Source organism: uncultured Microbacterium sp., from assembly GCF_947488465.1.
Classification (GTDB): domain Bacteria; phylum Actinomycetota; class Actinomycetes; order Actinomycetales; family Microbacteriaceae; genus Microbacterium.
The window spans coordinates 103,576-127,782 of the sequence record NZ_CANKZA010000001.1 but is presented as its reverse complement, the minus strand read 5'-3'; the positions used below and the strand labels follow the sequence as shown (position 1 = coordinate 127,782).

Here is a 24,207-nt window from a genome sequence, read left to right as displayed (position 1 = left end):
GGAGAAACGAATCCCGCTTATCGTTGCAAGAACGACGGTTTGGAAAGAAGGACACATGCCGCCACTGAAGGCGCTCCCCCCGCACACCCACCCTTGGTCGGCTTTGCTGACGCGCGATGATCTTCGCTGGGTGGACGGTGTGCTGCACATCATCCACGATGACGTGACCCCCGAGCAGGCGCATGTCGCTGACCTCGGGATGATCGCCGATGCGCTGGCGGCGGCGGGGATCGATCCGCTGCTCGTGCGACACGACCTGCGCACGCCGGTCATCGTGGTGGATGCCGGAGAGTCGGAAGCGGCGCACCGCGCCCTGGCGGATCTCTCGCGAGAGCAACCGCTCTACGTCAAGCCGCGCGGAGCGCAGGCGCGTCTCGCCGCCGACCTTCCGGTCTTCGATTCCGGGATGCCCTGGTCGCTGCGGGTCTTCCGCCCGCGCGTGACGTCGAACGGCGCACTTCGCTACGGCCTGGCCGAGTCGGTGCGCGTGGAGGCGTGGCGCACACACGACGGCACCGTGCATGCCCCGCATCCGACGGCATTGACGCGACGCGTGTTCGCGGCCGCCGATCTCGTCCCGGCCACCGTGGAACGCTACGGACGGACGTGGCGCACGATCGCGGGGATGTTCGATCCGCAGCCGGGCGAAGTCACCGCCGAGATCGACATGGTCTTCTCGTGGGTCGACGGGTCTTCCAGCACCTTCCAGCGCCAGCGCGCTGCACAGCTCGAAGAGTATGTCGTCGGCGACGGCGACGACGGCCCGGCCCGCTATCGACACGTCGATGAGTTGCGGTACGCGCTGCGGTCCGTGCACATGCACGCGCCCTGGGTACGCCGGATCTTCATCGCGACCGATTCCCCTCCCCCGGCGTGGCTCATCGAGCATCCGAAAGTGACGATCGTGCGCAGCGAAGAGTTCTTCGCCGACCCCACGGTCCTGCCGACCCACAACTCGCATGCCGTCGAAGCTCAGCTGCACCGGATCGAGGGGCTCGCGGAGCACTTCCTGTACTCCAACGACGACATGTTCTTCGGCCGCACGGTCTCGCCGGAGATGTTCTTCACGGCCGGCGGCCTGTCGAAGTTCGTCGAGTGCGCGATCCGCATCGGTTCCGGCCCCACCCGGCTCGAGCGCTCCGGGCACGACAACGCCCTCCGCGTGAACCGCGAGCTGCTGCACGAGCGGTTCGGTCGGACGATCCTGCGCGACCTCGAGCACTGTGCGGCGCCGCTGCGCCGCAGCGTCGCCGCCGAGCTCGAACAGGAGTTCGCCGCCGACTTCGCCCGGACCGCGGCGTCACGGTTCCGCTCGGCCACGGACATTTCGATGACCAACAGCCTGTACCACTACTACGCGCTGATGACGGGGCGTGCGGTGTCGACTGCTGAGCCGCGCGTGCGGTACGTGCAGACGACGCTGGCGTCGTCGCTGCGAGCCATGCAGAGGCTCGAGCGGCGTCGCGACGCGGACATGTTCTGCCTCAACGACGGTGGCGAGACCGAGGTCCCCGAAGAGCTGCGCGTGGCGCTTCTGCGGGACACGCTCGAGCGGATGTTCCCGGTCGCGGCCCCGTGGGAAGCGGATGCCGTCAGCGGACGATCTGCAGCGGTCGCGTCGGCGGCGCCGACGGCCGCTGGACACTGACTCCCGCGATACCGGCGTCGGCGAGGCGCTGGCGCGCAGCCGCCGGGTCGGTGTATTCCATGACCCGGGGCACATCCACGGGCACCACCGAGTGCACCACGGTGTCGTCGAAGATGTGCACCAAGTTGTAGGACTGTGCGCCGTCCTGCGGCCGCGTGCCGCCGACCGGGACAGTCAGATCCTGCGCGTAGCAGGTGGATGAGGCGACCGACACCGGGACACCCGCGAACGTCGCGAACGTCGAGTAGTGCAAGTGGCCGGCGATGATCGCGCGCACATCGGTGCCGCGCAGTACCTGCTCCAGCCGGCGCTGCTCGCGCAGTTCGACCGTCGCCGCGAGCGCGAGGACGCTCGGCACGGGCGGGTGGTGCATCGCGACGATCGTGCCGAGGGGCGCCGGCGTCGCGAGGATGCCGGCGAGCCAGGCGAGTTGCGCGTCGGAGAGTTCGCCGTGGTGGTGGCCCGGCACGGACGTGTCGAGCGTGATGATGCGCAAACCATCGAACTCGTCGACCCGGTCGATCGGCCGGAGGTCGGCGGAGTGGTCATCCCATAGTTCGGCCCGGAAGGCCGCACGGTCGTCGTGGTTGCCCATCACCCACACGACGGGCGCGTCGAGCCGGGCGGCGAACGGCTCGACCATCGCACGCAGGTCGGCGTAGGCGGCGCGCTCACCGAGATCGACGAGGTCGCCCGTGACGACGATCGCATCCGGCGCGACTCCCGAAGCTTCGATGACACCGAGCGCGCGGGCGAGGTGCTCGGCGCCGGAGACGGCGTCCCAGATGCGCGAATCTCCCGCGCGCAGATGGGTATCACTGAGGTGGAGCAGGACCCGTTCGGGAGCCGGGTGCTCGGCCATGCGCATGGCCATATGTTACAGACATGTTTCGTAACGCCGTGTGAACGCGACACGACGTGTCGGTGTCCACTGTCGGGCCGGTTCAGCCGGCCGCGCGGGCGATCGCGACGAACTGCTCGATCGTCAGCTGCTCACCCCGCGCCGTGGGGTCCACTCCCGCGGCGATCATGATCTCCGATGCGGTGGCCGCTGACCCGCCGAGAACGGCGGAGAGCGCCTGACGGAGCATCTTGCGACGTTGCTGGAACGCGGCATCCACGATCTGGAACGTGCGCAGGCGTTCTTCTTCCGTGCCGCGCGGCTCAGGGTCGCGGCGGAATCCGACGAGCACACTGTCGACGCCCGGCACCGGCCAGAACACGTGGCGCGAGACGGTGCCGGCCAGACGCCACGGCCCGTACCAGGCGGCTTTCACGCTCGGCGCGCCGTACACCTTCGATCCGGGCGGCGCGGCGAGACGCTCGCCGACTTCCGCCTGGACCATCACGACGCCGCGTTCAATGCCGGGGAAGTGTTCCAGAAAGTGCAGCAAGACCGGCACGCTGACGTTGTAGGGCAAGTTGGCCACGAGGACATTGGGGTCACCGGGGAGTTCGGTGATCCGGAGAGCGTCGGCGTCGACGACCGTGAGCGCGCCGGCCGGAACGCCGTGCGCGAGCGCGGTCGCCGGCAAGCGCTCGGCGAGGCGATGGTCGATCTCGACGGCCGTGACGCGCGCGTCGGTCTCGAGGATCGCGAGGGTCAGCGATCCCAGGCCCGGGCCGACTTCGACGACGCGGTCGGATGCCACCACCTGCGCGACGTGCACGATCTTGCGGACGGTGTTGGCGTCGACGACGAAGTTCTGACCGAGCTTCTTCGTCGGTGTGACATCGAGGTCAGCGGCCAGCGCGCGGATCTCCGACGCACCGAGAAGGGTCACGGGCATGGCCTTCACCCTACCCGGGAGACCGTCCAGCCAATCGTCACGCGACGTTCACATCCGCGGAACCCCGTCGAATCGGCACGGCCGCACCATGGAGATAGCGCCAACGCAGCCGCTGGAGTCCATCGATGCTTCCGGGGGGACGCAACATGACCAGTACGCTGCACAGCAATCTCACGCGGGTGGACGGACGCGGCAAGACGATACGCGCCAGCGAAACCTCGGCGCTTTTCATCCTCGTCTCGGTGATCGCGACGATCGGTGTCGTGGCGTACATGCTGTTCCTGCTCAATCCCGATGCGCGCGGTGATCTCCTGCCCTACAGCATGGTGCTCGTCGCCGAAACGATCCTCGTCGGGCAGGCCCTGCTGTCGATGTGGACGATTCTGGCTTCCGGCTACGAGCCGCGCGGGTTCGCGTACCACGAGGCCAAACGCACGCTCCTCCCGTCGACGCCGTCGCGGGGCGACGAGATGATGCTCGGGGGGCGCTCGCTTCTCGTCGATGTGTTCGTGACCGTGTACGGCGAAGACATCGCCACCGTCGAGCGCACCGTGACTGCTGCTGTCGCCCTCCGTGGCGCGCACCGCACCTGGGTGCTCGATGACGGCCGCTCGGACGAGATCAAGGAGATCGCAGCTCGGCTCGGTGCCTGGTACGTGCGCCGACTGAGCGGAAATGGCGCGAAGGCGGGCAACATCAATCACGCCCTGTCGATCGCGAAGGGTGAGTTCTTCGCGGTCTTCGATGCGGACTTCGTCCCCGATCCGGATTTCCTCATCGAAACGATCCCGTTCTTCGTCGAGGAGAACGTCGCCTTCGTGCAGACACCCCAGGCCTACGGCAATCTCCACACCGTCATCTCCCGCGGCGCCGCCTATATGCAGTCGGTGTTCTATCGGTTCGTCCAGCGCGGTCGCAACCGGTTCAACGCTGCCTTCTGCGTGGGGACGAACGTGGTCTTCCGGCGGGCCGCAATCGATGAGATCGGCGGCATCCACACCGATTCGAAGTCCGAGGACGTCTGGACTGCACTCACCCTGCACGAGCGCGGGTGGACGTCGGTCTACATCGCCGACATTCTCGCCGTCGGCGACGCCCCCGAGACGATCGAGGCGTATAGCAAGCAGCAACTGCGGTGGGCTACCGGCGGCTTCGAGATTCTGCTGTCGCACAATCCGTTCAGCCCTCGCCGAAAGCTCACCGGCGACCAGCGCATCCAGTATTTCGTGACGGCGACGTTCTATCTCACCGGGATCTGCCCGGTGTTGTTGCTCCTCGTCCCACCGCTCGAGATCTACTTCGACCTGCGACCGATGAACCTCGGCGTGACGGTGTGGACCTGGGCCCTGTTCTACTGCGGTTTCTACCTGATGCAGATCGTGCTCGCCTGGTTCGTCGTCGGCTCCTTCCGCTGGGAGACGCTGACGCTGGCGACCGTGTCGTTTCCGATCTACGCGAAGGCGCTGTGGAATGTCCTGACCGGCAAAGACACCGGATGGCACGTGACCGGCGCGGCCAGCCGCCGCTCCCCGTTCGAGTTCATCGTGCCGCAGGTGCTCTTCTTCGTCTTCCTCACGCTGACCTCGGTCGTCGCGATCTACCGGGACATCCAGAATGGCACCCTGACGCTGGCGACGGCGTGGAACCTGACGAACACGGTCATCATGGGCGCCTTCCTCGCGACCGCGTTCCGCGAACAGCACCTCACCCGGCACCCCACTCGCCGCGCTCTTCCCTCACCGGAGCCAGAATCCACGACGGACCCCGTGACGATCGTCGCCCGCCCCCTCCCTCGGCATCCTGAACCGGTGCTCCTCACGCAGGGGGTGGCGAGATGACCTGGGGCGCGCGGTTCCGCCTCGCCGGAGGGCTCCTCCTCGTGGTCGCGATCGTCGCCGCGTTCACCGTGATCTTCGCGCAACGTCAGACCCGCGCCGAGAGTACGAGCGCCGCCATGACCGCACAGGAGTTCGACGTCGGCACGACATATGCCGGCACCGTGACCGAGAGCCTCGTCGAGGTCGGCGACGACGTGACCGCGGGCGAAGATCTGTTCTCGGTGCGCAGCCCGGCCTTGGCCCGGGATCTCGCCACCGAAGCCGTCACAGCCGAGGATTTCGCGTTCCCGGTGGCATCGGACGGGTCGTACGTGATCGTCTCGACCGTGGACGGAACGGTCTCGGAGGTCAGCGCACCGGTTGGGGACTTCGTCCAGGGCGGACAGGTCGTCGCGCGTATCGATCAGGCCGGCACCCTCGCCGTGACCGCCGAGTTCACCCTCACCGCACGCGACTACGGGCGGATCGCCGACGGGTCTGTCGTCGATCTGCGCTTGCCGAACGATCTCACCGTTTCGGGAGTCGTCGACGACATCGACGTCGACACCGTGGCCGGTCGGGCCACCTCGGTGATCACCGTCACGAGCGCGAGCCTGGCCGCCGAGGACTTCGGAGGGCTCTATCAGCCCGGAACGCCGGTTGTAGCCACCGTCCACCTCCGCGACGACGGCCCCCTGGCCGGGGTGACCGACGCCGTCGGCGACTTCCTCCGGAAGATCGGTCTATGAGGCGCGCGGGCGCGATCGCGGTCGGTCTCACACTGACGTTCCTGATCACCGCGTGTACTCCGACGCCGGCGCCGGTGACGCCCCGCCACGGGGACAGTGCCGGCGTGCAGGGGATGCCGGTCGAACAGATCTCGACGGCCCCGGTGCTGCGTCTCGCGGATGGCCTGACCCCACCCACGAGCCGATGGTTCTCCAGCCTCGTCTTTTCCGCCGACCCGCAGCCGGTCTATCCGTACCCGCTCGCATTCGGGCCACGGATGGACGGGTTCACGCTGCAATTGCCGCCGGTCGCGGTGACCGCGACAACCATCGCGGCGCCGCTGACGGGAGGGCTGTCGGTGGGTCTGGACGCGTCGGAGTTCACGGTCACGGCGTACGACCCGGTCTCGGTGACGATGCAGTACGCGGATGCTGCGGGCCCCATCGCCGATGTCACCATCGCCGAGGGTGCGGGAACCGTCGGCGTGCGCACGATCACCGACACCACGCTTGCACTGGGAGGCAGTTTGGACAGCGTGTCGGAATCCGTGTGGACGGTTGTCGTCGACGGCGAGGAGTACGGCATCCTCTCCCCCGGTGCGCGGGCAGAGGGGAGCACGCTCACGGTGCCTGCGGGGAGCGCAGCACAGGTGTTCGCCGTACCCGACGGCGGGTCGCCGGCTGCCTGGGCGACCGCGGTCGGCGATCCCGTGACCGCCGTCACCGTCGCGGCGTCCACCGACAGCGTCACCGCGCGCACGCAGCTCACGTATGAGGGCGCCGGCCGGACGGTCCTCGTCCCGTTCGCGGGGCACGACGCCTGCACGCCCGACGCCCGACTCGGCACGTTCACGACACCCTATGGCGACGCGACGCCCTGCGTGGCAGACGGGCTGGAGTGGACCGTGCCGGTGATCGAGGCGGCATCCCGCTACGACTTCGACGGGATCGATGAGGCGCCGCGGACCGCGCTGGTCACCCAGCTCGGGATCGACATCGGCGCCGTGACCCCCGCGCCCGCGGACACCTACTTCGGCGGGAAATCGGTGGCCCGGACCGCCGCGTTGCTCTCCCTGGCCGCGTCTCTCGGTGAGGACGAGTTGGCCGACCTGGCCGCCGACGCCCTCGCCGGTCAGCTCGAGCCCTGGCTCGATCCACGGGCGTGCGCGACCGCGAGCGAGCGGTGTTTCGTCTACGACGACCGACTGCACCTCGTCGTCGGAAAGCCCGCGGCGTTCGGCGCCGAGGACGGCAACGACCACCATTTCCACTACGGCTACTTCCTCACCGCGGCAGCCATCCTCGCCGCGTACCGTCCGGAGACGAGTGACGCACTGCGCCCGGTCATGGATGCGCTCGTCGCCGACATCGCCGCCGGCGCGGGCGACGTGCCGGAGATCCGCGTGTTCGACCCCTATCGAGGACATTCGTGGGCTGCGGGGCTCGCGCCGTTCTCGGACGGCAACAACCAGGAGTCTTCCTCCGAAGCAGTTGCCGCGTGGAATGGGCTGGCCCTCTGGGCCGATGTCACCGGTGATGCTGCTCTGGCCGAGCGGGCGACCTGGCTCCTGTCCGCGGAGGCGGATGCCGCCACACGTCTGTGGCTCGAACCCGACGACCTGCCCGCGGGCTACGGGCACTCCATCGTGTCGTTGTCCTGGAGCGACAAGCGCGACTACGCGACGTGGTTCAGCGCGGAGCCGTCCGCGATCCTCGGCATCCAGCTGTTGCCTCTTGGCCCGGTCTCGCTGGAGTACCTCGCGGACGACCCGGAACGCGTCGCGGCGAATGTGGCGGATGCCGGCGGCGGCGCCGCTTTCGCCGGTCCGCTCGGCGATTCGGTCGCGCAATACGCCGCGCTGAGCGGCGCCGACGGCCTCGCCGCCGCCGAGGCCTGGGCGGCGGCGGTCTCGGCGGACGATCTCGACGATGGCACCTCACTCTCGAGCGTGCTGGCGTGGCTGACCGCCGTCGCCCTCCACGCGCAGTGACCCGCTGATCCGCGCACCTTCCCCGTCCTCCTCCCGGAAAAGTGGGCTCATTCTGCCGGGTCAGCGCGCGGGATCGGGCGGTCAGATGACAGAGGCAGCGGCCGCAGCGGCGACGGGAAGGGCAGCGAGGACCTGACTGAGCGCCTCGTCGTCGTGCGCGGCCGTGAGGAACCACGCTTCGTAGGCCGACGGCGGCAGGGAGACACCGGCATCCAACATCGCGTGGAAGAACCGTCCGTACGCCGCAGAGTCCTGGCGCTGCGCCGTCGCGTAGTCCGGGACTCCGCCCGCGACCTCCGCGCCGAAGAACACGCTGAAGAGAGTCCCGGCGCGCTGGACGACGTGCGGAACGCCCGCGGTCCAGAGGGCCGCCGACACGGCACCCGACACGACTTCGGATGCGGCAGAGACCCGCGCATACACGTCGTCGTCGGCGAGCCGCAGCGTCGCCAGGCCCGCCGCGACCGCCACCGGGTTCCCGCTGAGCGTGCCGGCTTGGTAGACGGGACCCGTCGGTGCGAGCATCTCCATGACGTCGGCACGACCGCCGACGGCGGCCACCGGAAGGCCCCCGCCGATCACCTTGCCGAACGTCACGAGGTCCGGCGCGACGGTCTCTCCGGCCTCGCGGAGCACCTGCGCATAGCCGCCTCGCGCGGCACGGAACCCGGTGAGGACCTCGTCGCTGATGAGCAGTGCTCCCTCGCGATGGCAGAGCTCTGCAAGGAACGTGGTGAACCCGGATGCCGGGGCCACGACCCCCATGTTGGCGGCCGCGGCCTCGGTGATCACTGCGGCGATCCGGCCCGGGTGGGCAGCGAAGGCCGCGTTGAGCGCCGCACGATCGTTGTAGGGAACGACGAGGGTCTGCGCGGCGACGGCCTCGGGGACACCAGCCGACCCGGGCAACGCGTACGTCGCGAGGCCGGACCCGGCCGCCGCAAGGAGCCCATCGGAGTGCCCGTGATAGTGCCCGGCGAATTTGATCAGCAGGTCGCGGCCCGTGAAACCGCGAGCGAGGCGGATGGCCGTCATCGTCGCCTCGGTGCCGGTCGACACCAGCCGCGCGCGCTCGACGAACGGCACGCGCGTGATGATCTCCTCGACGAGCTCTGCCTCGGCGGGCGTCGGGGCGCCGAAGGACAGGCCGCGCGCCGCGGCCTCCTGCACCGCCGCGACGACGTCGGGATGCGCGTGACCGAGCAGCGCCGGACCCCACGAGGCGACGAGATCGACGTAGCGGCGGCCCTCGGCATCCGTGACGTACGGACCGGACGCGTTCACGATGAACCGCGGGGTGCCCCCGACCGACCCGTACGCCCGCACGGGCGAATCGACGCCACCCGGAATCACGGCGCGGGCGCGGGCGAAGAGCTCATCATTGGTGGCGCTCATGCCAGGTCCTTTCCGGCGCGCAGCCAGCCGGCGACCTCGATCGCCCAGTACGTCAGAATCGCCTCGGCGCCGGCACGGCGGATCGCGATCAGACTCTCGCCGATCGCGCGGTCACGCTCGATCAGACCGGATGCCGCGGCATGCTCGATGAGGGTGTACTCCCCCGAGACCTGATAGGCCCACACCGGGACCGACGAGACGTCGCTCACGCGCGCGAGCACATCGAGCGACGTGCCGGCGGGCTTGACCATCACGATGTCCGCGCCCTCGTCGATGTCGGCGAGAGCTTCCTGCACGCCTTCGCGGCCGTTCGCTGCATCGAGCTGGTACGTCCGGCGGTCACCCGTGAGCGTCGACTCGACCGCGTCGCGGAACGGTCCGTAGAACGCCGAGGCGTATTTCGCCGAGTACGCCAGGATCACGACGTCGGTGCGCCCGTCGGCCTCGAGCGCGGCGCGGCAGGCCGCGACCTGCCCGTCCATCATTCCGGAGAGCCCCAGGATGTCGGCCCCCGCGCGCGCCTGCGCGACCGCCATCCGCGCATACACCTCGAGCGTCGCGTCGTTGTCGACGCTGCCGTCGTCCGCGAGCACACCGCAATGGCCGTGGTCGGTGAACTCGTCGAGGCACAGGTCGGCCTGGATCGTGATCCGCCCGCGGGCAGCCGCCGTGGCTGCCGCGATGGCGCGGTTCAGGATGCCATCCGGGTCGATCGCGCCGGAGCCCCGGGGATCGCGCGTTTCGGGAACGCCGAACAGCATGATCCCGCCGATCCCGGCGGTGACGGCCTCTTCGACGAGTCCGGCGACGCCGTCGATCGGATGCTGGCTCACGCCCGGCATCGTCGCGATCGGCTGCGCCGTGGTGATTCCCTCCTTCACGAATACCGGGAGCACGAGCCGGCGCGGCGTCAGGTCATGCTCGGCGACGAGTCGACGCAGAGCCGGCGTGCCGCGCAGGCGTCGCAGTCGGCGAGTGGGGAAATCGGTCATCGGGGATCCTCCGATCCGGGATCGCGGGGGGATGTGCGTGCGTCGAGCTCGGCCAGGAGAGCGTCGACGGTCTGCGTGTGAGCGGTGTGGCCGACGTCGAACCCGAGATGGCGGGCATCCTTCGTCGTGCCGGGACCGATCGACGCGACCAGAGTACGCGCATCGAGCGTGCCCACCTGGCGACGCAGTTCCCGCGCCACACTCAGGGACGTCAGCAACACGACATCGAACGCGCCGGTGCGCAACGCCGCCACCGTGTCTGCGGAAAGGTCGATGCCGACCGTGCGGTAGCCGATACACACGTCGACGGCATAGCCCTGCATCTCCAATTCATCACTGACGACGGCGGCGGCGAGATCCGATCGGAGCACCAGGCATCGTCCCGTCGCCGCTGGCGTGCGGCCCACGCTCCACTGCGCGATCATCGTGGCGGCCGAGGACCGCCCGGTGGGAACGAAGGCGACGCTCGCCCCCGCGTCGGTCAGCGCCCGCGCGGTGACGGGTCCCACCGTCGCGACCCGCGTCGTGGCGGGAACCGTGATGCCGTGCGCGACGAGTTGCTCGACCCCGGCCGCACTCGTGACGAACAGCCACTCGTACTCCCCCGCGGCGAGCGCCGCGAAGGCGCGATCGCGCGCGCCGATGTCCCGCGGCGGTGCGGACCCGATCACCGGTGCGACGACCGCGTGCGCGCCGCGACGTTCGATCTCGCGACTCACCCGCTCGCCCCACGCACCTCCGCGCGGCACGAACACGCGCGCTCCGGCGAGGGCTCCGGGGCGGAGCGTTCCATCCGTCACCGGGAGCTCCCGGCGAGGTCGGCCAGGTCGCCCGCTCCGGCATCCAGCAGTTCCGTGACGACGACGTCCGCAGCATGCGCGCGTCCGGCCTCGTCGGCGACCGCGGTGCGGGCGAAGGTCCGCTCGACGCGGACCGCGCGGGCACCGTCCAGCGCATAGACCTCGGCGACGAGCGCCACTCGGTCATCTCCCGGCACGTGGCTCGCACCGATACCCACGGGAGCGGCACACCCCGCCTCGAGACGGCGCAGCACCGCGCGCTCGAGCAGAGCGACCTCGGCGGAGGCGACCTCGGAGATCAGCGCGACGTCATCGCCGACGGCGTCACCCGCACGGACCTCGACGGCGAGCGCTCCCTGGCCGGCCGAGGTCGGCCAGTCCGCGTCGGCGAACAGCTCGGTGATGCGCTCGGTGCGGGCGATGCGGGTGAGGCCGGCTTCGGCGAGCACGATCGCGTCGAACTCGCCGTCATCGACCTTGCGCAGTCGGGTGTCGACGTTTCCTCGGATGCCGGCGACCTCCAGATCGGGGCGTCGACGCCGCAGTTGCGCCACGCGACGCGGCGAACCGCTCCCGACGCGGGCACCGCGCGGAAGTTCGTCGAGAGTCAGCCCGTCGCGCGCGCACAGTGCGTCACGCGCGGACACGCGGGGCGGCACGGCCGCGATCCGCAAACCGGGCACATCCGCGGTCGGGAGATCCTTCATCGAATGCACGACGAGGTCGCAGTCACCGCGCAACAGGGCTTCGCGGAGCGCCGCGACGAACACGCCGGTGCCCCCGAGTTGGGCGAGCGGCCCGGTCAGCACGTCACCGGCCGTCGTGATCGGGACGAGCTCGACCTCGCGCCCGGTGGCGGCGCGCAGGGCATCGGCGACGTGGCCCGACTGCGTGGTCGCGAGCAGACTCGCCCGCGTGCCGAGGCGCAGTGCGCTCACGGCGCGAGTCCGGCCAGCGCCGGCTGGAAGCCGAGACGCTTGTTCTCGCAGCATCCCGTGCGGCAGACGTCATACCAGGGGCCGAGATCCGTCAGGTGCGGGCGGTCCGCCGGCGCCGTGCCCGCGACACGCTCTTCGACGAGGTCGACAAGCCCGCGCACGTAATCGGGGTGCGTCCCCGGGGTGGGTGTGCGCAGCGCCAGCAGCCCGAGGCGTTCGGCGGTCTCCATCGCCTCGGTGTCGAGGTCCCAGAGGACCTCCATGTGGTCACTCACGAACCCGAGCGGCACGATCACGACGGCCTTACGGCCGCGCGCGGGCAACTCTTCCATCGCGTCGTTGATGTCGGGCTCCAGCCACGGGACATGCGGCGGGCCGGACCGGCTCTGGAACACCAGCTGCCAGGGCGTGGCCGCGCCGAGATCGGCCATGATGCGCTGTGCAACAGCGGTGTGCTGAGCGACGTAGGCCCCGCCCGCCCCGAGCGCGCGCTCGGGCGGGCCCGAACGGTCGGCGTCGGCGTTCGGGATCGAGTGGGTCGAGAAGAGCACCTCGACCTCGGTGTCGAGGTCGAGACCCCGCCCGCGAAGGTCCTCGAGCGCCGCACGCACGCCCTCGGTCAAAGGCTCGACGAATCCGGGGTGGTCGAAGAAGGGCCGCACCTTGTCGATCTGCACCTTCAGCGACAGCGCCGTCGCCTCGACGGCATCCGCGAGGTCTTCGCGATACTGACGGCACGACGAGTACGACGAATACGCGCTCGTCGCGATCGCGAGGAAGCGCCGGTGCCCGTCATCGTGCGCCTGCTGGAGGGCATCGGCGACGTACGGCATCCAGTTGCGATTGCCCCCGTACACCGGAAGCCCGAGATCACGCGCCGCGATCTCCGCTTCCAGCGCCGCTTTCAGTTCGCGGTTGTGCTGGTTGATCGGCGATACGCCGCCGAAATGGCGGTAGTGGTGCGCGACTTCTTCCAGGCGTTCGTCGGGGATGCCCCGGCCCGCCGTCACGTTCCGGAGGAACGGGATGACGTCGTCCTGACCCTCCGGACCACCGAAGCCGAGCAGCAGCACCGCGTCATAGGCCTGCGGCGTGGTCGCGTGCGGCTCGCCGGCGCAGTTCGCGTCGGTCGCGCCGGCGACGGCGCACCCGTGGGCGACCTCGGCTCGGGTCGCGCGCGGCGGCTTCGGTCGGAAAGCGGCACCGATGTTCTCGGCCATCAGCTCAGCACCTCCGCGAGTTCGGACACCTCGACGCGTCGACCCGTGTAGAACGGCACCTCTTCGCGCACGTGGCGTCGCGCGTCGGTGGCGCGCAGGTCACGCATCATGTCGACGAGGCTCGTGAGCTCGTCGCTCTCCAGCGGGAGCAACCATTCGTAGTCGCTCAACCCGAACGTCGAGACGGTGTTGGCCACGACGTCGGTGAAGGCGGCGCCCTTGCGTCCGTGCTCCATGAGCATGGCCGAGCGTTCCGGCTCGGGGAGCAGGTACCACTCGTAGCTGCGCACGAACGGATACAGGCACAGCCACTGCCGCGCGTGCTCGCCGCGGAGGTACCCCGGCACATGCCGCTTGTTGAACTCCGCCTCGCGGTGCACGCCCATCGCGCTCCAGATGTTGGCATAGCCGCCGAGGAGCGTCGTGCGCCGGATCGCGCGGAGCGCGGCCTGGAGCGCCGCGGGGTCTTCGCCGTGCACCCAGACCATGAGGTCGGCATCGGCGCGCATGCCGGTCACGTCGTAGAGCCCACGCACCGTCACTCCGTCCGAGGGGAGACCTTCGATGACGCTCGCCAGCTCGTCGAGGTCGGCGCCGGTCGGCGTCGCCGTACGAGGACGCGGCCCGGCGAGGATCGCGAAGAGGGTGTAGCCGAACGGATTCTGATGGTCGCTCATACGGTGCTCCTTGAGGACGAAACGGACGAGAGGGATGCCGCGAGGTCGCGGGCGTGCGGGATGACGGACGCGAGGCCCGCGCCGGCCACGGATGCACCGGCGAGGTGGATGCCGGCGGTGCGCAGTTCGCTGCGACGGAGGTCGTCGACCGGCGCTCGGACGACGGCATCCGGGTAGTCGGTGGCGGTCGACGCGATGATGTCTCCGGGATCCACCGCGATGCCGGTCAGCAGCGTGATCTCCCGCGCCAGGTCGTCGGGGGTCTCGAGTCCGGGCGTATCGGCCGCACGCGCCGACAGACGGAACAGGTGACGACCGGGCGGAAGCGTCTCGTCGAGCCACGGCCACTTCGCGTTCGCGTGGGTGAGCGCCTTGGCCGCTGAGGGTACCGTCGGCGCCACGATCACGCCCGAACCGACCGGGCGGACATCGAACGCCGAGGTGTCGACGAGCGCGGCTATGACGCGGACACGGCGTGTGGATTCGAGGGGCGCGTCGGCGGGTTCGAGAAGTGCCCGTGCCGCGGCGGAGCCGGTCGCGACGACCACACGCTCGGCGCGCAGGACGGCCTCAGCCGTGATGACGGCGACGCTCCCCTCCTCCGGGGTGAGTCGGAGAACGCTCACACCCGTGCGAATCTGCGCACCCTGCGCACGGGCGGCGCCATCGAGCTCTGCTGCCAGACGCCACATTCCCCCGGCGATCCCCCCGACCGCGGCGCCGGCACGATCATCCGTCGCGCAGGCCTCTGCGCCGGCGAGGAGCGAGCCGCCCGACACCGCCGCGCGCCAGAGCATCGGGTGCAGGCGTGACAGACGCACCGCCCCGGCCGGTTGGGAGTAGACGCTCTGACACAGCGGCTCGACGAGCCGCTCGAGCACGAGCGGCCCGCACCGCGTCGCGACGAGTTCGGCGAGCGACGGCTCATCGGCAGCGGTGAGGGCCGGGAGATCGCGCTCGGCGGCCAGGCGCGCCGCGCCGTCTGAGCCGAGGATCCGGACGACGTCGGCCGCCGACGGGTCGGCGGGAATCCCCAGGACCGTCCTCCGCGGCAACGGTGCGCGCAGCATCCCGCTCGCTGCACCCGTGACCAGGTGCGCACCACCCGATGCCGGACTGACGAGCGTGAGCGGAAGACCGGCATCCGCGATCAGGTCGGCGACACCGGACGTGCGGGTCGCAAACGATTCGGCACCGATGTCGAAGGCGATGTCACCGAACTCCGCACGCTGCAGAAGTCCGCCGACGCGATCCGCTGCTTCGACGAGAGTGACGTTCAGACCCGCTCGTACCGCGTCGTGCGCGATCACCAGGCCCGCGACGCCGCCGCCGACGACCACGAGATCGGCGCTGCTCACGGAGCCCGCCAGGCGTGCACCGTCTCGACGAGGGCCGTGAGCACGGCGGGATCGGCATCCATCGGCACTCCGTGCCCGAGGTTGAACACGTGCGCACGCGCCGCGAGCCCCTCGGTGAGGATGCGGTGGGCGGCCGCGGTACGGGTGCCTTCCGGGGCGAACAGCAACGCGGGGTCGAAGTTGCCCTGCAGGGTCACGTCACGGCCGACGCGGCGGACCGCTTCATCCAGCGGCACACGGTAATCGACGCCGAGACCGTCGACGCCGATCGAGGCCATGTCGGCGAGGATCTCTCCCGTGCCGACCCCGAAATGGATGATCGGCACGTCGAACCCGCGCACGTGCGCGAGCGCTGCCGCTGAGGCGGGGAGGACCGTGCGTCGGTAGTCCTCGGGCGAGAGCGCGCCGGCCCACGAATCGAAGAGCTGCGCGGCGCTCGCTCCGGCATCGACCTGCAGCGCGAGAAACTGTCCGGTGACGGCGGCGAGCCACATCGTGAGGTCTTCCCACGCGGCCGGTTCGGCATGGATGAGACTCCGCGCGGCCATGTGGTCCTTCGAGGGCCCGCCCTCGACGAGGTACGCCGCGAGAGTGAACGGCGCTCCCGCGAATCCGATGAGCGGCAGAGGCTCGCCGCGCACCGCGGATTCCTCCGCCAGCATCGCGGTCGTACGCGCGACGGCGTCGACGACCGCGCCACCGCGCTCGCGGACGAGGGCGGGATCGATGCGGATGACCTCCGCGATCTGGGCCGCCGTCCGCACGGGCTCGCGGAAGACGGGACCGCGTCCGGCCGCGATCTGCACGTCGAGACCGAGGAGGGCCAGCGGCACGATGATGTCGCTGAAGAAAACCGCGGCATCCACTTTGTGGCGTCGCACCGGTTGCATCGTGATCTCGCTCGTGAGGGCCGGGTCGAGGCACGCCTCGAGCATCGTGCCCTGATTGCGCAGCGCCCGATACTCCGGCAACGATCGCCCGGCCTGCCGCATGAACCACACCGGGGTTTCCGCGGGTCGCTCGCCGCGCAGCGCCCTCACCAGGCGCGAGTTCCGCGTGTCATGCGCGTGGAAGGGGTGCTGCAAAGCCGGAATGATGAACTCCTCGGGTGACGCTGCGGGATCAGTTAATCGTTATACTAGCCGGGATCCTGGGAGGTGTTCTGCGCGTGCTCGTCTGTCTGTCCGCTCATCAGCGCACCACTCCGCTCGACTCGCTCGAACGCCTGACGGTAATCGGCGATGAGGTCGCCCCGCGACTGCGCGAGGCGCACGATTCGATCCGGGGCGCGGTCGTCCTGTCGACCTGCAACCGGTTCGAGGCCTACTTCGATCTCGCCGACGGATCCCCCGTCCCCGCGATGGATGCCGCCATGGAGCAACTGGCCGACCTCACCGACCTGCCGTTTCGCGCGGTTCGCGAGACGGTCGATTTCGCCCACGGCAATCGCGTCGCCCACCACTTGTTCGCGGTCGCCTCCGGGCTCGACTCGGTCGCGGTCGGTGAAGACGAGATCGCCGGGCAGGTGCGCCGCGCGCTGGATGCTGCCCGCCGCGACGGCCTGACGACCTCCGCTCTGGAGCATCTCTTCCAACGCGCGACCGAAACGTCGCGCGCGGTGAAGAACTCCACCCGGCTCGGCGAGTCCGGCCGCTCTCTCGTCCGCCTCGCCGTCGAACTCGCCGGCTCCCGCATTTCCTCCTGGGACGATGCCCGCGTGCTCCTCGTCGGCTCCGGCCGCTACGCCGCCGCCTCTCTCGCTGCGCTCCGAGACGTCGGTGCGACCGACATCCGAGTGCACTCCCGCTCGGGCCACAGCCGTTTTGCGCAGCGCGAGCATCTGAGCGTCGTCGGAGCCGACGATTTCACCGCCGAAGCGGCCGCTGCCGACGTCGTGGTGACCTGCACGACGGTCACCGACTCGTATGCGCTCACGGTGGAGGAACACGGCGCGGCGCGCGGCGCTCATCCCCGCGAGCAGCTGGTGATCGATCTCGGCATGCCGCGCAACGTCGATCCGGGGGTCCGTGCCCTGCCCGGCATCGACCTCCTCGACCTCGATACGATCCGCGTCCATGCTCCGATCGATGAGTTCGCGACGCTGGGCGAGGCTCAGCTCATCGTCGCGACCGCCGCGCAGCGCCACGCCGCCGCGCGGCGCGTGCACGAGGTTTCCCCCGCTGTCGTCGCCCTGCGGGCGCATGTGCACGGCGTGCTCGATGCCGAAATCGACCGCGCACGGAGCCGGGGCGCACCTCCGGAGACCGAGGCGGCGCTCCGGCACTTCTCGGGTGCGCTCCTGCACTCGCTGATCGCCCGTGGACACGGACAAGCCGCGGCCGGTGCGGGAACAGCGTGGGCCGATGCGATCGCGACGGTCTTCGACGGTGCCGATCCGGAGACACCGTGACCCCCGCCGCGACGCGAGCGGTCACGCTACGTGATGTCGCCGAGCGCGCCGGGGTGTCGACAGCGGCGACAAGCCAGGCCCTCAACGACCGCGGAAATCTCCGTCCCGAGACCCGCGCACGCATCAAGGCCGTCGCCGCTGAGCTCGGCTATTCGCCGAACAGGTCGGCCGCCGCCCTCCGCGGCGGGCGGACGATGTCGGTCGGGTTCGTCATGTCCGACGACCCCGAGAACGACGCGGCCGAGCGCCGAGCGCTGCGTCGCACACGCCAGCTGAACGCGCTCGTACGCGCGTCCGCCGCGCACGGCTTCGCCGTCACCGTGCTTCCCGATTCCCGGCCCGATCTCGTGCAGGGCGCACAGATCGACGTGCTGTATTTTCCGGATCCGGCCGACGACCGTGCGGTGCTGCGTGAAGCGGTCGCGCGCGGCGTCCCCGTCGTCGCGAACGACCTGTACATCGCCGGGGCGGCGGGCCTCAGCATCCGCACCGGCTATGACTCAGCAGTGCGCGCCGCGTTGACGCTTCTCGCCAAGGCCGGCGCGGAACACATCGGGCTGCTCGTCGACGAGAGCGAGGTGCCCCGCGACCAGATCGGCGAGAGCGCCTACCTCGCCTGGACCGCGGTGCGCAGCCGCACGCCGATCGTCGCGCGGGTCGACCCGGGCCGGCGGCGCCTTGCCCGCGAAGTGCGAACCCTGCTCGATGCGGGCGCCGACGCGATCTTCTCCTTTTGCGAGGAAGGGCCCGAGATCTATCTGCAGATCGAGGCGACCGGCCGGGTGATCCCGCGCGATCTGCAACTCGTGGCGCTCTGCACGACCGATTGCGCGCTGAACGATCGCCTGGGCGTCACGCATGTCTGCGTGCATCCGGAGCTCGCGGCCGAAACCATGTTCGCGCGGCTCGGCGATGTGTCGGGCTCAGACCCGCGGGTCATCGACCTGCCGTGGGAGATCGTCCGCGGCTCGACGACGCGCTAGCCCCTCGTGCCGAGTCGTATGGCGCAACGAGGTTTGCGCACCACATCAGACCCACGCGCACACATCCGCACCACAGCCCATGCAACTGGGTCACCTGGCACGTCCGCCGCGCGTGTCTCCGCCCGCCGGTGACTCCGCCCGCCGGCGTCGCGACTCGCAGGAGACTCATCCCGCCGCGCCCTGTCGTAGGGCACGAGCGCTCCAGCGCGCCACACCAGCCCCACCCGGCCGCATCCGCACCACCGGCCGTGCGACTGAGCCGTCCGTGGCGTTCCCGAACCAGCGGTCAGAACTCGCCGTAGACCTCGACCGTGTTGGCGGCCAGCTGCGCGCAGAACTCGGCGAGGTCCACGCCCAGCTCAGCGGCCATGAAGCGAACGGTGACCGGGATCAGGTAGGGCGCGTTCGGGCGTCCACGAAGTGGCGTCGGGGTGAGGAAGGGCGCGTCGGTCTCAACGAGAATCCGCTCCCGCGGGGTGAGCGCCAGGGCGTCGCGCAGGTTCTGCGCGTTCTTGAAGGTGACATTCCCGGCGAAGCTGAGCCAGTAGCCGCGGTCGGCGGCGATCCGCGCCATCGCCGCGTCGCCGGAGAAGCAGTGGAACACCGTCTTTTCCGGTGTGCCGACGCGGGCGAGGGTTTCCAGCACGGCATCGTGCGCGTCGCGATCGTGGATCTGCATCGCTATGTCGTGCTTCTTCGCGAGCGCGATGTGCGCTTCGAAGCTCTCGAATTGCGCGGCGTGCCCGTCCTCCTCTGTGCGGAAGAAGTCCAGCCCGGTTTCGCCGATCGCCCGCACGCGCGGCTGCGCGGCGAGCTCATCGATCGCGGCGATCGCATCGCCGAGTATGCCGCGCTGGACATACGCCGGCGCCTCGTTCGGGTGGATCGCCACGGCCGCGAGAACACCGGGGTGGGATGCCGCGGCCCACGCCGACCATCGGCTGGAATCCACGTCGCCGCTGGCCTGCACGACGCCGGCGACACCGACCGCGCGCGCACGCGCGAGGTGGTCGCCCAGGTCGAGTCCCTCGCCGTCCTCGATCTCGAGGTGGGCGTGATTGTCGTACACCAGCACGGGCAGCGGGTCGGGTGCCGCGGGATAGGACACGTCGCGCGTACCCTTCTCACGCACGCGGACGTACTGCGACGGATCCGCGGGGGCAGGCCCCGACTGTGCGGTCTCACTCATGCGTGTCCCACTTTCGGTCGTTCTGACGCTGTCGAACCAGCCATTTGTGGGACAAGGTACGCACGGAGTGGGACAAGGCCCGCACGGAGTGGGACACGGGGCGACAGGTTAGGACTGCTCGATGCGGGGGAACAGGGGGGCCAGGGCGTTGACGACCGTTCCCGGCGCCAGGCGGCCCCAGGCGCCCGCGTCGCGGATGGGTTCGTCGACGAGGCGACCCGGGATCCCGAGTGCCATCCAGAGCTTTCCCGTGGACTCGGGCATGATCGGGCTGAGCAACACGGTCAGCGCGCGCAGACCCTCGGCCGCCGTGTAGAGCACCGTCCCGAGTCGCGGACGCTCCGCCTCGACCTTCGCGAGCGCCCACGGTTCGTTCTCGGTGATGTATCCGTTGAGCGCGTCCACGATCGTCCAGATCGCCGAAATCGCCTCGTCCGGGCGGAACCGGTCGATGGCCGCGTCTGCGGCCGTCGCGGCGTCCGCCACGATCTTCTGGATGCGCAGATCGGCCTCGGAGTATGCAGCCGGAGGCGGAACGACGCCCTCGAAGTACTTCTCGATCATCGCGGTCGTCCGCGATGCGAGGTTGCCGAAGCCGTTCGCGAGCTCGGCCTGGTACCGCGCCGAGAGGTCTTCCCACGAGAACGATCCGTCCTGACCGAACGCAATCGCCGAAAGGAAATAGAACCGGTACGCATCGGCCCCGAAGACATCCGTGATTTCGGTGGGCACGATGCCGGTGAGCTTCGACTTCGACATCTTCTCGCCGCCGACGAGCAGCCAGCCGTGCGCGAACACGCCACGTGGCACGTCGAGACCGGCCGCCATCAGCATGGCGGGCCAGATGACCGCGTGGAAGCGGAGGATGTCCTTGCCGACGATGTGGAACGCAGGCCAGCGGCGCTCGAACTCGGCGGGATCAGTGCCGTATCCGACGGCCGTCGCGTAGTTCAAGAGAGCGTCGACCCAGACGTAGATGACGTGACTGTCGTCCCACGGAACTCGGATGCCCCAGTCGAACGCCGACCGCGAGATCGACAAGTCCTTGAGACCACTCTTGACGAAGGAGACCACTTCGTTGCGGGCGGACTCCGGCCGCACGAAGTCGGGTTCGTTCTTGTAGAGCTCCAAGAGGGGTTCGGCGAACTCGCTCAGCTTGAAGAAGTAGTTCTTCTCCTGCAGCAGCTCGAGCGGCTTCGAGTGGATGGCGCAGACCTTCAGACCCTCGAACGCGCCGCTCCCGTCGACGATCTCGGGTTCGGGCTTGAACTCTTCGCACCCGACGCAGTACAGCGCTTCGTACTCGCCCGCGTAGACGTATCCGCGGTCGTAGAGCGTCTGGACGAACTGCTGCACACGCTCTTCGTGGCGGGGCTGAGTCGTGCGGATGAAGTCATCGTTGGCCACTTCGAGGGTGTCCAGCAGCGGGAACCAGGAGCCCTCGACCAGCTTGTCGACCCACTCCTGCGGTGTCACGCCGTTGGCGGACGCGGCGCGCATCATCTTCTGCCCGTGCTCGTCGGTGCCGGTGAGCATCCAGGTGTCGTCGCCCGCCTGTCGGTGCCAACGCGCGAGGGCGTCGACGGCCACCGTCGTATACCCGTGCCCGATGTGGGGCAGGTCGGAGGGGTAGTAGATGGGCGTCGTGATGTAGAAGGATCGGCCGGTGCTCACCCGTCGATTCTAGGCGTCGTCGCGCACGGCTCCGGCTCGTGTGACGTGGCGCCTCAGGCGGTATCGCGCACGACGAGCGTCGTCGGCAAGACCACCGAGGGCACGGTGGCGCCGGCGATGACCTCGAGCAACATGTCGACCATCGCCGCGCTGATCTGCGCCCACGGCTGGCGGACCGTGGTCAGCGGCGGAGCGTGAGTGGCCGCGAGGCCCGAATCGTCGAAGCCTGCCACCGCGACATCTTCGGGGACCCGCTTGCCGGCGCGCCGGAGCGCGGCGATCGCGCCCACCGCCATCACATCGCTGGCGGCGAAGACGGCATCGATGTCGGGAGCACGCTCGAGGAGAGCCGTCATGGCGGCATCTCCCGTGGCCTGCTCGTAGCTCCCCTGAGCGACGAGGTCGGGATCGAACGCATCCCCCATCTCCTCGCGGAATCCCACCAGGCGGAACCGCCCACCGGGTGTGTCGTTGGGCCCGGTGATGAGCGCGATCCGGCGATGCCCCTGATCGCGCAGGTAACGCGTCATCATGCGCGCTGAGGCGACCTCGTCGACCGAGACGGTCGAAATGCCCGCCGTCTCACCGAGGGGGATGCCGGTACAGACGGTCGGGACGCCGGCGGCGACGAGCGATGCCAGCAGGCGATCGGACTCGTGCGACGAGACCAGCAGCACGCCGTCGACGTGGCCGGCGCGCACGTAGCGTTCGACGTTCGCCTGCTCTTCTGCGGTATCGGCGATGAGGAGGACAAGTGTCATCGACCGCTCTGCCAGCGCCTCGGTGGCTCCGCGGAGCAGCAACGCGAACATCGGATCCGAGAAGAGGAGGTTCTGCGGCTCGGTCAGCAGGAAGGCGAGGGAGTTCGCCCGCCCGGTCGCGAGCGCACGCGCCGCGTGGTTGGCCGTGTAGCCCGTCGCGCGGATCGCGTCCTCAACGGCGGTGCGGGCATCCGGGGACACCCAGTGTCCGCCGTTGATGACGCGCGACACGGTGCCGTAGGAGACGCCCGCGACAGCCGCGACGTCGCGAATCGTCGGCTTGCGCGTCGCGTCTGTCGATCCCACGACGGTGACTTTACCGCGCCTGTGCTGGTTCCCTTGAGGGTCTGACCACTTTTGCTGTAGCCAGTCACAGTTTCATAACGAACGCCGCCATCCGGGAACGGTCGACGTATGCTGGGTGCGGATGCTGTGACCGGTCACAGCCCTGAGTCACGGACAACGAAGAACCGAACCGATGAACGTCACCGCGTCGCCTCGACGAGCGTGACCCTTTCGTTGCCGTGTGCGCAAGACCCCGCGACCCGTGTGGTCGTCGCACCGAGAGATACACCCACCACGGAAGGAAGATCCATGCGAAAGATGGGCATCGGCGTCGTAGCCCTTGCGGCGTCCACCCTGTTGCTGGCCGGCTGCTCTGGCAGCACGACCCCCACAGCAAGCGAAACCGACGAGGCGATCGACGCCAGCGGCGTGACCCTCACGATCTGGACCGATGAGAACCGCAAGCCCGCCATCGAGGCGGCCGCGAAGACGTTCGAAGAGGAGACCGGCGGCACGATCGAACTCGTTCAGAAGAACTTCGAGGACGTCCGCACCGACTTCATCAACCAGGTCCCGACCGGCAACGGCCCGGACATCACGATCGGTGCCCACGACTTCCTCGGCGCCTTCGTCGAAGCCGGAGTCATCGACACCGTCGACCTCGGCGCGTCCGCCGAGCAGCTCGAGCAGGTCGCGATCGATGCGTTCACCTACGACGGCCAGGTCTACGGCTTCCCGTATGCGCTGGAGAGCATCGCGTTGATCCAGAACACCGACCTCGTCGGCGAGGACGCTCCTGCGACCTACGACGACATGATCGCGGCGGCCCAGGCTGCCGGCGCTGAGCGCCCGTTCGTCATCAACACGGCCGGACAGACCGGCGACGCGTACACGATGTACGGCTTCCAGACGTCGTTCGGTGCTCCGGTGTTCGTCCAGGATGCTTCGGGTTCCTACACGACCGAGGTCGGCATGGGCGGCGACGCGGGCGCCGCGTTCGCGACCTGGCTCGGCGCCAACGGCGAAACCGGCACCGGCAACATCTCCACGACGATCGACTACGACATCAACAACGAGCTGTTCGCTTCGGGCAAGGCCGCGTACACGATCCAGGGCCCCTGGGCCGTGGAGACGCTGACCGCGCAGGGCGTGAACATCACGGTCAACCCGATTCCGTCCGCTGGCGGCGAGACGGCGGCTCCGTTCGTCGGCGTGCAGGGCTTCTACGTGAGCTCGCAGAGCCAGAACGCGCTTGTCGCGCAGCAGTTCCTGACCACCTACCTCGCCACGGACGAGGCGCAGCAGGCACTGTACGACGCCGACCCGCGCCTGCCCGCGTGGAAGACCGTCGCCGAGAAGGTCGCCTCCGACCCCGTGGTCGCCGGCTTCCTCGCCTCCGCCGCGAACGGCGTGCCGCAGCCCTCGATCCCCCAGATGGGTGCGGTCTGGGAGCTGTGGAACACCGCGCAGGTGCAGATCATCAAGGGTGCCGACCCGGCATCCACATGGGCCAGCATGATCACCGACGTCGAAGCGGCCATCGGCTGACAT

The 24,207-nt window shown here is 69.4% G+C and carries 20 protein-coding genes; 7 read left to right on the top strand and 13 right to left on the bottom strand.

Features of this window, described 5'->3' with window-relative positions:
• Positions 1–55 precede the first annotated feature (55 nt).
• The gene (locus Q0653_RS00605) at positions 56–1,648 is read left to right on the top strand and encodes a stealth conserved region 3 domain-containing protein (RefSeq protein ID WP_298941837.1); all 1,593 of its coding nucleotides are present in this window, start codon (positions 56–58) and stop codon (positions 1,646–1,648) included.
• On the opposite strand, the gene Q0653_RS00600 is transcribed toward Q0653_RS00605, so the two are convergent.
• Both Q0653_RS00600 and rsmA read right to left on the bottom strand, forming a co-directional pair.
• Entirely contained in the window at positions 1,593–2,516 is a 924-nt protein-coding gene (locus Q0653_RS00600) for a phosphodiesterase (RefSeq protein WP_298741908.1), read from the bottom strand. The genes Q0653_RS00605 and Q0653_RS00600 overlap by 56 nt on opposite strands.
• Before the next feature lie 76 nt (positions 2,517–2,592).
• Entirely contained in the window at positions 2,593–3,438 is an 846-nt protein-coding gene (rsmA, locus tag Q0653_RS00595) for a 16S rRNA (adenine(1518)-N(6)/adenine(1519)-N(6))-dimethyltransferase RsmA (RefSeq protein ID WP_298741912.1), read from the bottom strand.
• A gap of 146 nt (positions 3,439–3,584) precedes the next feature.
• Between rsmA and Q0653_RS00590 the strand changes: the two genes are divergently transcribed.
• The 3 genes from Q0653_RS00590 to Q0653_RS00580 are packed head-to-tail and all read left to right on the top strand — an operon-like array spanning position 3,585 to position 7,974.
• Positions 3,585–5,276, top strand: a complete 1,692-nt coding sequence (locus Q0653_RS00590) for a glycosyltransferase (protein ID WP_298941834.1) — start codon at positions 3,585–3,587, stop codon at positions 5,274–5,276.
• Positions 5,273–6,004: an HlyD family efflux transporter periplasmic adaptor subunit gene (locus Q0653_RS00585; RefSeq protein ID WP_298941832.1), complete on the top strand. Its 732-nt coding sequence runs from the start codon at positions 5,273–5,275 to the stop codon at positions 6,002–6,004. Before Q0653_RS00590 ends, Q0653_RS00585 begins: the two co-directional genes overlap by 4 nt.
• A complete protein-coding gene (locus Q0653_RS00580; protein WP_298941830.1) occupies positions 6,001–7,974 on the top strand; it encodes a glycosyl hydrolase in 1,974 nt (657 codons plus the stop codon). Before Q0653_RS00585 ends, Q0653_RS00580 begins: the two co-directional genes overlap by 4 nt.
• A gap of 81 nt (positions 7,975–8,055) precedes the next feature.
• Here Q0653_RS00580 and hemL read toward each other — a convergent pair whose 3' ends face one another.
• The 8 genes from hemL to hemE are packed head-to-tail and all read right to left on the bottom strand — an operon-like array spanning position 8,056 to position 16,439.
• Entirely contained in the window at positions 8,056–9,369 is a 1,314-nt protein-coding gene (hemL, locus tag Q0653_RS00575; RefSeq protein ID WP_298941828.1) for a glutamate-1-semialdehyde 2,1-aminomutase, read from the bottom strand.
• Positions 9,366–10,361 (bottom strand): porphobilinogen synthase, encoded by a 996-nt coding sequence (gene hemB, locus Q0653_RS00570; RefSeq protein ID WP_298941826.1) that lies wholly within the window; start codon positions 10,359–10,361, stop codon positions 9,366–9,368. The genes hemL and hemB overlap by 4 nt, the downstream gene beginning before the upstream one ends.
• Positions 10,358–11,161 carry a uroporphyrinogen-III synthase gene (locus Q0653_RS00565; protein ID WP_298941824.1) on the bottom strand — a complete coding sequence of 268 codons (804 nt, stop codon included), beginning with the start codon at positions 11,159–11,161 and terminating at the stop codon, positions 10,358–10,360. Before Q0653_RS00565 ends, hemB begins: the two co-directional genes overlap by 4 nt.
• On the bottom strand, positions 11,158–12,099 hold the full coding sequence (gene hemC, locus Q0653_RS00560; RefSeq protein ID WP_298941822.1) for a hydroxymethylbilane synthase: 942 nt from the start codon (positions 12,097–12,099) through the stop codon (positions 11,158–11,160). Before hemC ends, Q0653_RS00565 begins: the two co-directional genes overlap by 4 nt.
• Positions 12,096–13,322: a ferrochelatase gene (locus Q0653_RS00555; protein ID WP_298943063.1), complete on the bottom strand. Its 1,227-nt coding sequence runs from the start codon at positions 13,320–13,322 to the stop codon at positions 12,096–12,098. Before Q0653_RS00555 ends, hemC begins: the two co-directional genes overlap by 4 nt.
• Positions 13,319–13,996: a hydrogen peroxide-dependent heme synthase gene (gene hemQ, locus Q0653_RS00550; RefSeq protein WP_298941821.1), complete on the bottom strand. Its 678-nt coding sequence runs from the start codon at positions 13,994–13,996 to the stop codon at positions 13,319–13,321. Before hemQ ends, Q0653_RS00555 begins: the two co-directional genes overlap by 4 nt.
• Positions 13,993–15,354: an FAD-dependent oxidoreductase gene (locus Q0653_RS00545; RefSeq protein ID WP_298941820.1), complete on the bottom strand. Its 1,362-nt coding sequence runs from the start codon at positions 15,352–15,354 to the stop codon at positions 13,993–13,995. The genes hemQ and Q0653_RS00545 overlap by 4 nt, the downstream gene beginning before the upstream one ends.
• On the bottom strand, positions 15,351–16,439 hold the full coding sequence (gene hemE / locus Q0653_RS00540; RefSeq protein WP_298941819.1) for a uroporphyrinogen decarboxylase: 1,089 nt from the start codon (positions 16,437–16,439) through the stop codon (positions 15,351–15,353). Before hemE ends, Q0653_RS00545 begins: the two co-directional genes overlap by 4 nt.
• A gap of 23 nt (positions 16,440–16,462) precedes the next feature.
• Between hemE and Q0653_RS00535 the strand changes: the two genes are divergently transcribed.
• The gene (locus Q0653_RS00535) at positions 16,463–17,764 is read left to right on the top strand and encodes a glutamyl-tRNA reductase (RefSeq protein WP_298941817.1); all 1,302 of its coding nucleotides are present in this window, start codon (positions 16,463–16,465) and stop codon (positions 17,762–17,764) included.
• A complete protein-coding gene (locus tag Q0653_RS00530; protein WP_298941815.1) occupies positions 17,761–18,747 on the top strand; it encodes a LacI family DNA-binding transcriptional regulator in 987 nt (328 codons plus the stop codon). Before Q0653_RS00535 ends, Q0653_RS00530 begins: the two co-directional genes overlap by 4 nt.
• Positions 18,748–19,033: 286 nt before the next feature.
• On the opposite strand, the gene Q0653_RS00525 is transcribed toward Q0653_RS00530, so the two are convergent.
• The 3 genes from Q0653_RS00525 to Q0653_RS00515 all read right to left on the bottom strand — a co-directional run bounded on the left by Q0653_RS00525 (position 19,034) and on the right by Q0653_RS00515 (position 22,677).
• Positions 19,034–19,936 carry a TatD family hydrolase gene (locus tag Q0653_RS00525; protein WP_298941813.1) on the bottom strand — a complete coding sequence of 301 codons (903 nt, stop codon included), beginning with the start codon at positions 19,934–19,936 and terminating at the stop codon, positions 19,034–19,036.
• Between the two features lie 108 nt (positions 19,937–20,044).
• Positions 20,045–21,610 (bottom strand): methionine--tRNA ligase, encoded by a 1,566-nt coding sequence (gene metG / locus Q0653_RS00520; protein ID WP_298941811.1) that lies wholly within the window; start codon positions 21,608–21,610, stop codon positions 20,045–20,047.
• A gap of 53 nt (positions 21,611–21,663) precedes the next feature.
• Positions 21,664–22,677, bottom strand: a complete 1,014-nt coding sequence (locus Q0653_RS00515; protein WP_298941809.1) for a LacI family DNA-binding transcriptional regulator — start codon at positions 22,675–22,677, stop codon at positions 21,664–21,666.
• Between the two features lie 288 nt (positions 22,678–22,965).
• Between Q0653_RS00515 and Q0653_RS00510 the strand changes: the two genes are divergently transcribed.
• The gene (locus Q0653_RS00510; protein ID WP_298941807.1) at positions 22,966–24,204 is read left to right on the top strand and encodes an extracellular solute-binding protein; all 1,239 of its coding nucleotides are present in this window, start codon (positions 22,966–22,968) and stop codon (positions 24,202–24,204) included.
• Positions 24,205–24,207: the final 3 nt, after the last annotated feature.

Bases quoted from the DNA above. Each gene is read 5' to 3' on its own strand.
- Q0653_RS00605 (WP_298941837.1), top strand. From the start codon at position 56: ATGCCGCCACTGAAGGCGCTCCCCCCGCACACCCACCCTTGGTCGGCT.
- hemB (WP_298941826.1), bottom strand. From the start codon at position 10,361: ATGACCGATTTCCCCACTCGCCGACTGCGACGCCTGCGCGGCACGCCG.
- Q0653_RS00580 (WP_298941830.1), top strand. From the start codon at position 6,001: ATGAGGCGCGCGGGCGCGATCGCGGTCGGTCTCACACTGACGTTCCTG.
- Q0653_RS00590 (WP_298941834.1), top strand. From the start codon at position 3,585: ATGACCAGTACGCTGCACAGCAATCTCACGCGGGTGGACGGACGCGGC.
- Q0653_RS00585 (WP_298941832.1), top strand. From the start codon at position 5,273: ATGACCTGGGGCGCGCGGTTCCGCCTCGCCGGAGGGCTCCTCCTCGTG.
- Q0653_RS00510 (WP_298941807.1), top strand. From the start codon at position 22,966: ATGCGAAAGATGGGCATCGGCGTCGTAGCCCTTGCGGCGTCCACCCTG.
- hemL (WP_298941828.1), bottom strand. From the start codon at position 9,369: ATGAGCGCCACCAATGATGAGCTCTTCGCCCGCGCCCGCGCCGTGATT.
- Q0653_RS00600 (WP_298741908.1), bottom strand. From the start codon at position 2,516: ATGCGCATGGCCGAGCACCCGGCTCCCGAACGGGTCCTGCTCCACCTC.
- hemQ (WP_298941821.1), bottom strand. From the start codon at position 13,996: ATGAGCGACCATCAGAATCCGTTCGGCTACACCCTCTTCGCGATCCTC.
- Q0653_RS00525 (WP_298941813.1), bottom strand. From the start codon at position 19,936: ATGAGTGAGACCGCACAGTCGGGGCCTGCCCCCGCGGATCCGTCGCAG.
- rsmA (WP_298741912.1), bottom strand. From the start codon at position 3,438: ATGCCCGTGACCCTTCTCGGTGCGTCGGAGATCCGCGCGCTGGCCGCT.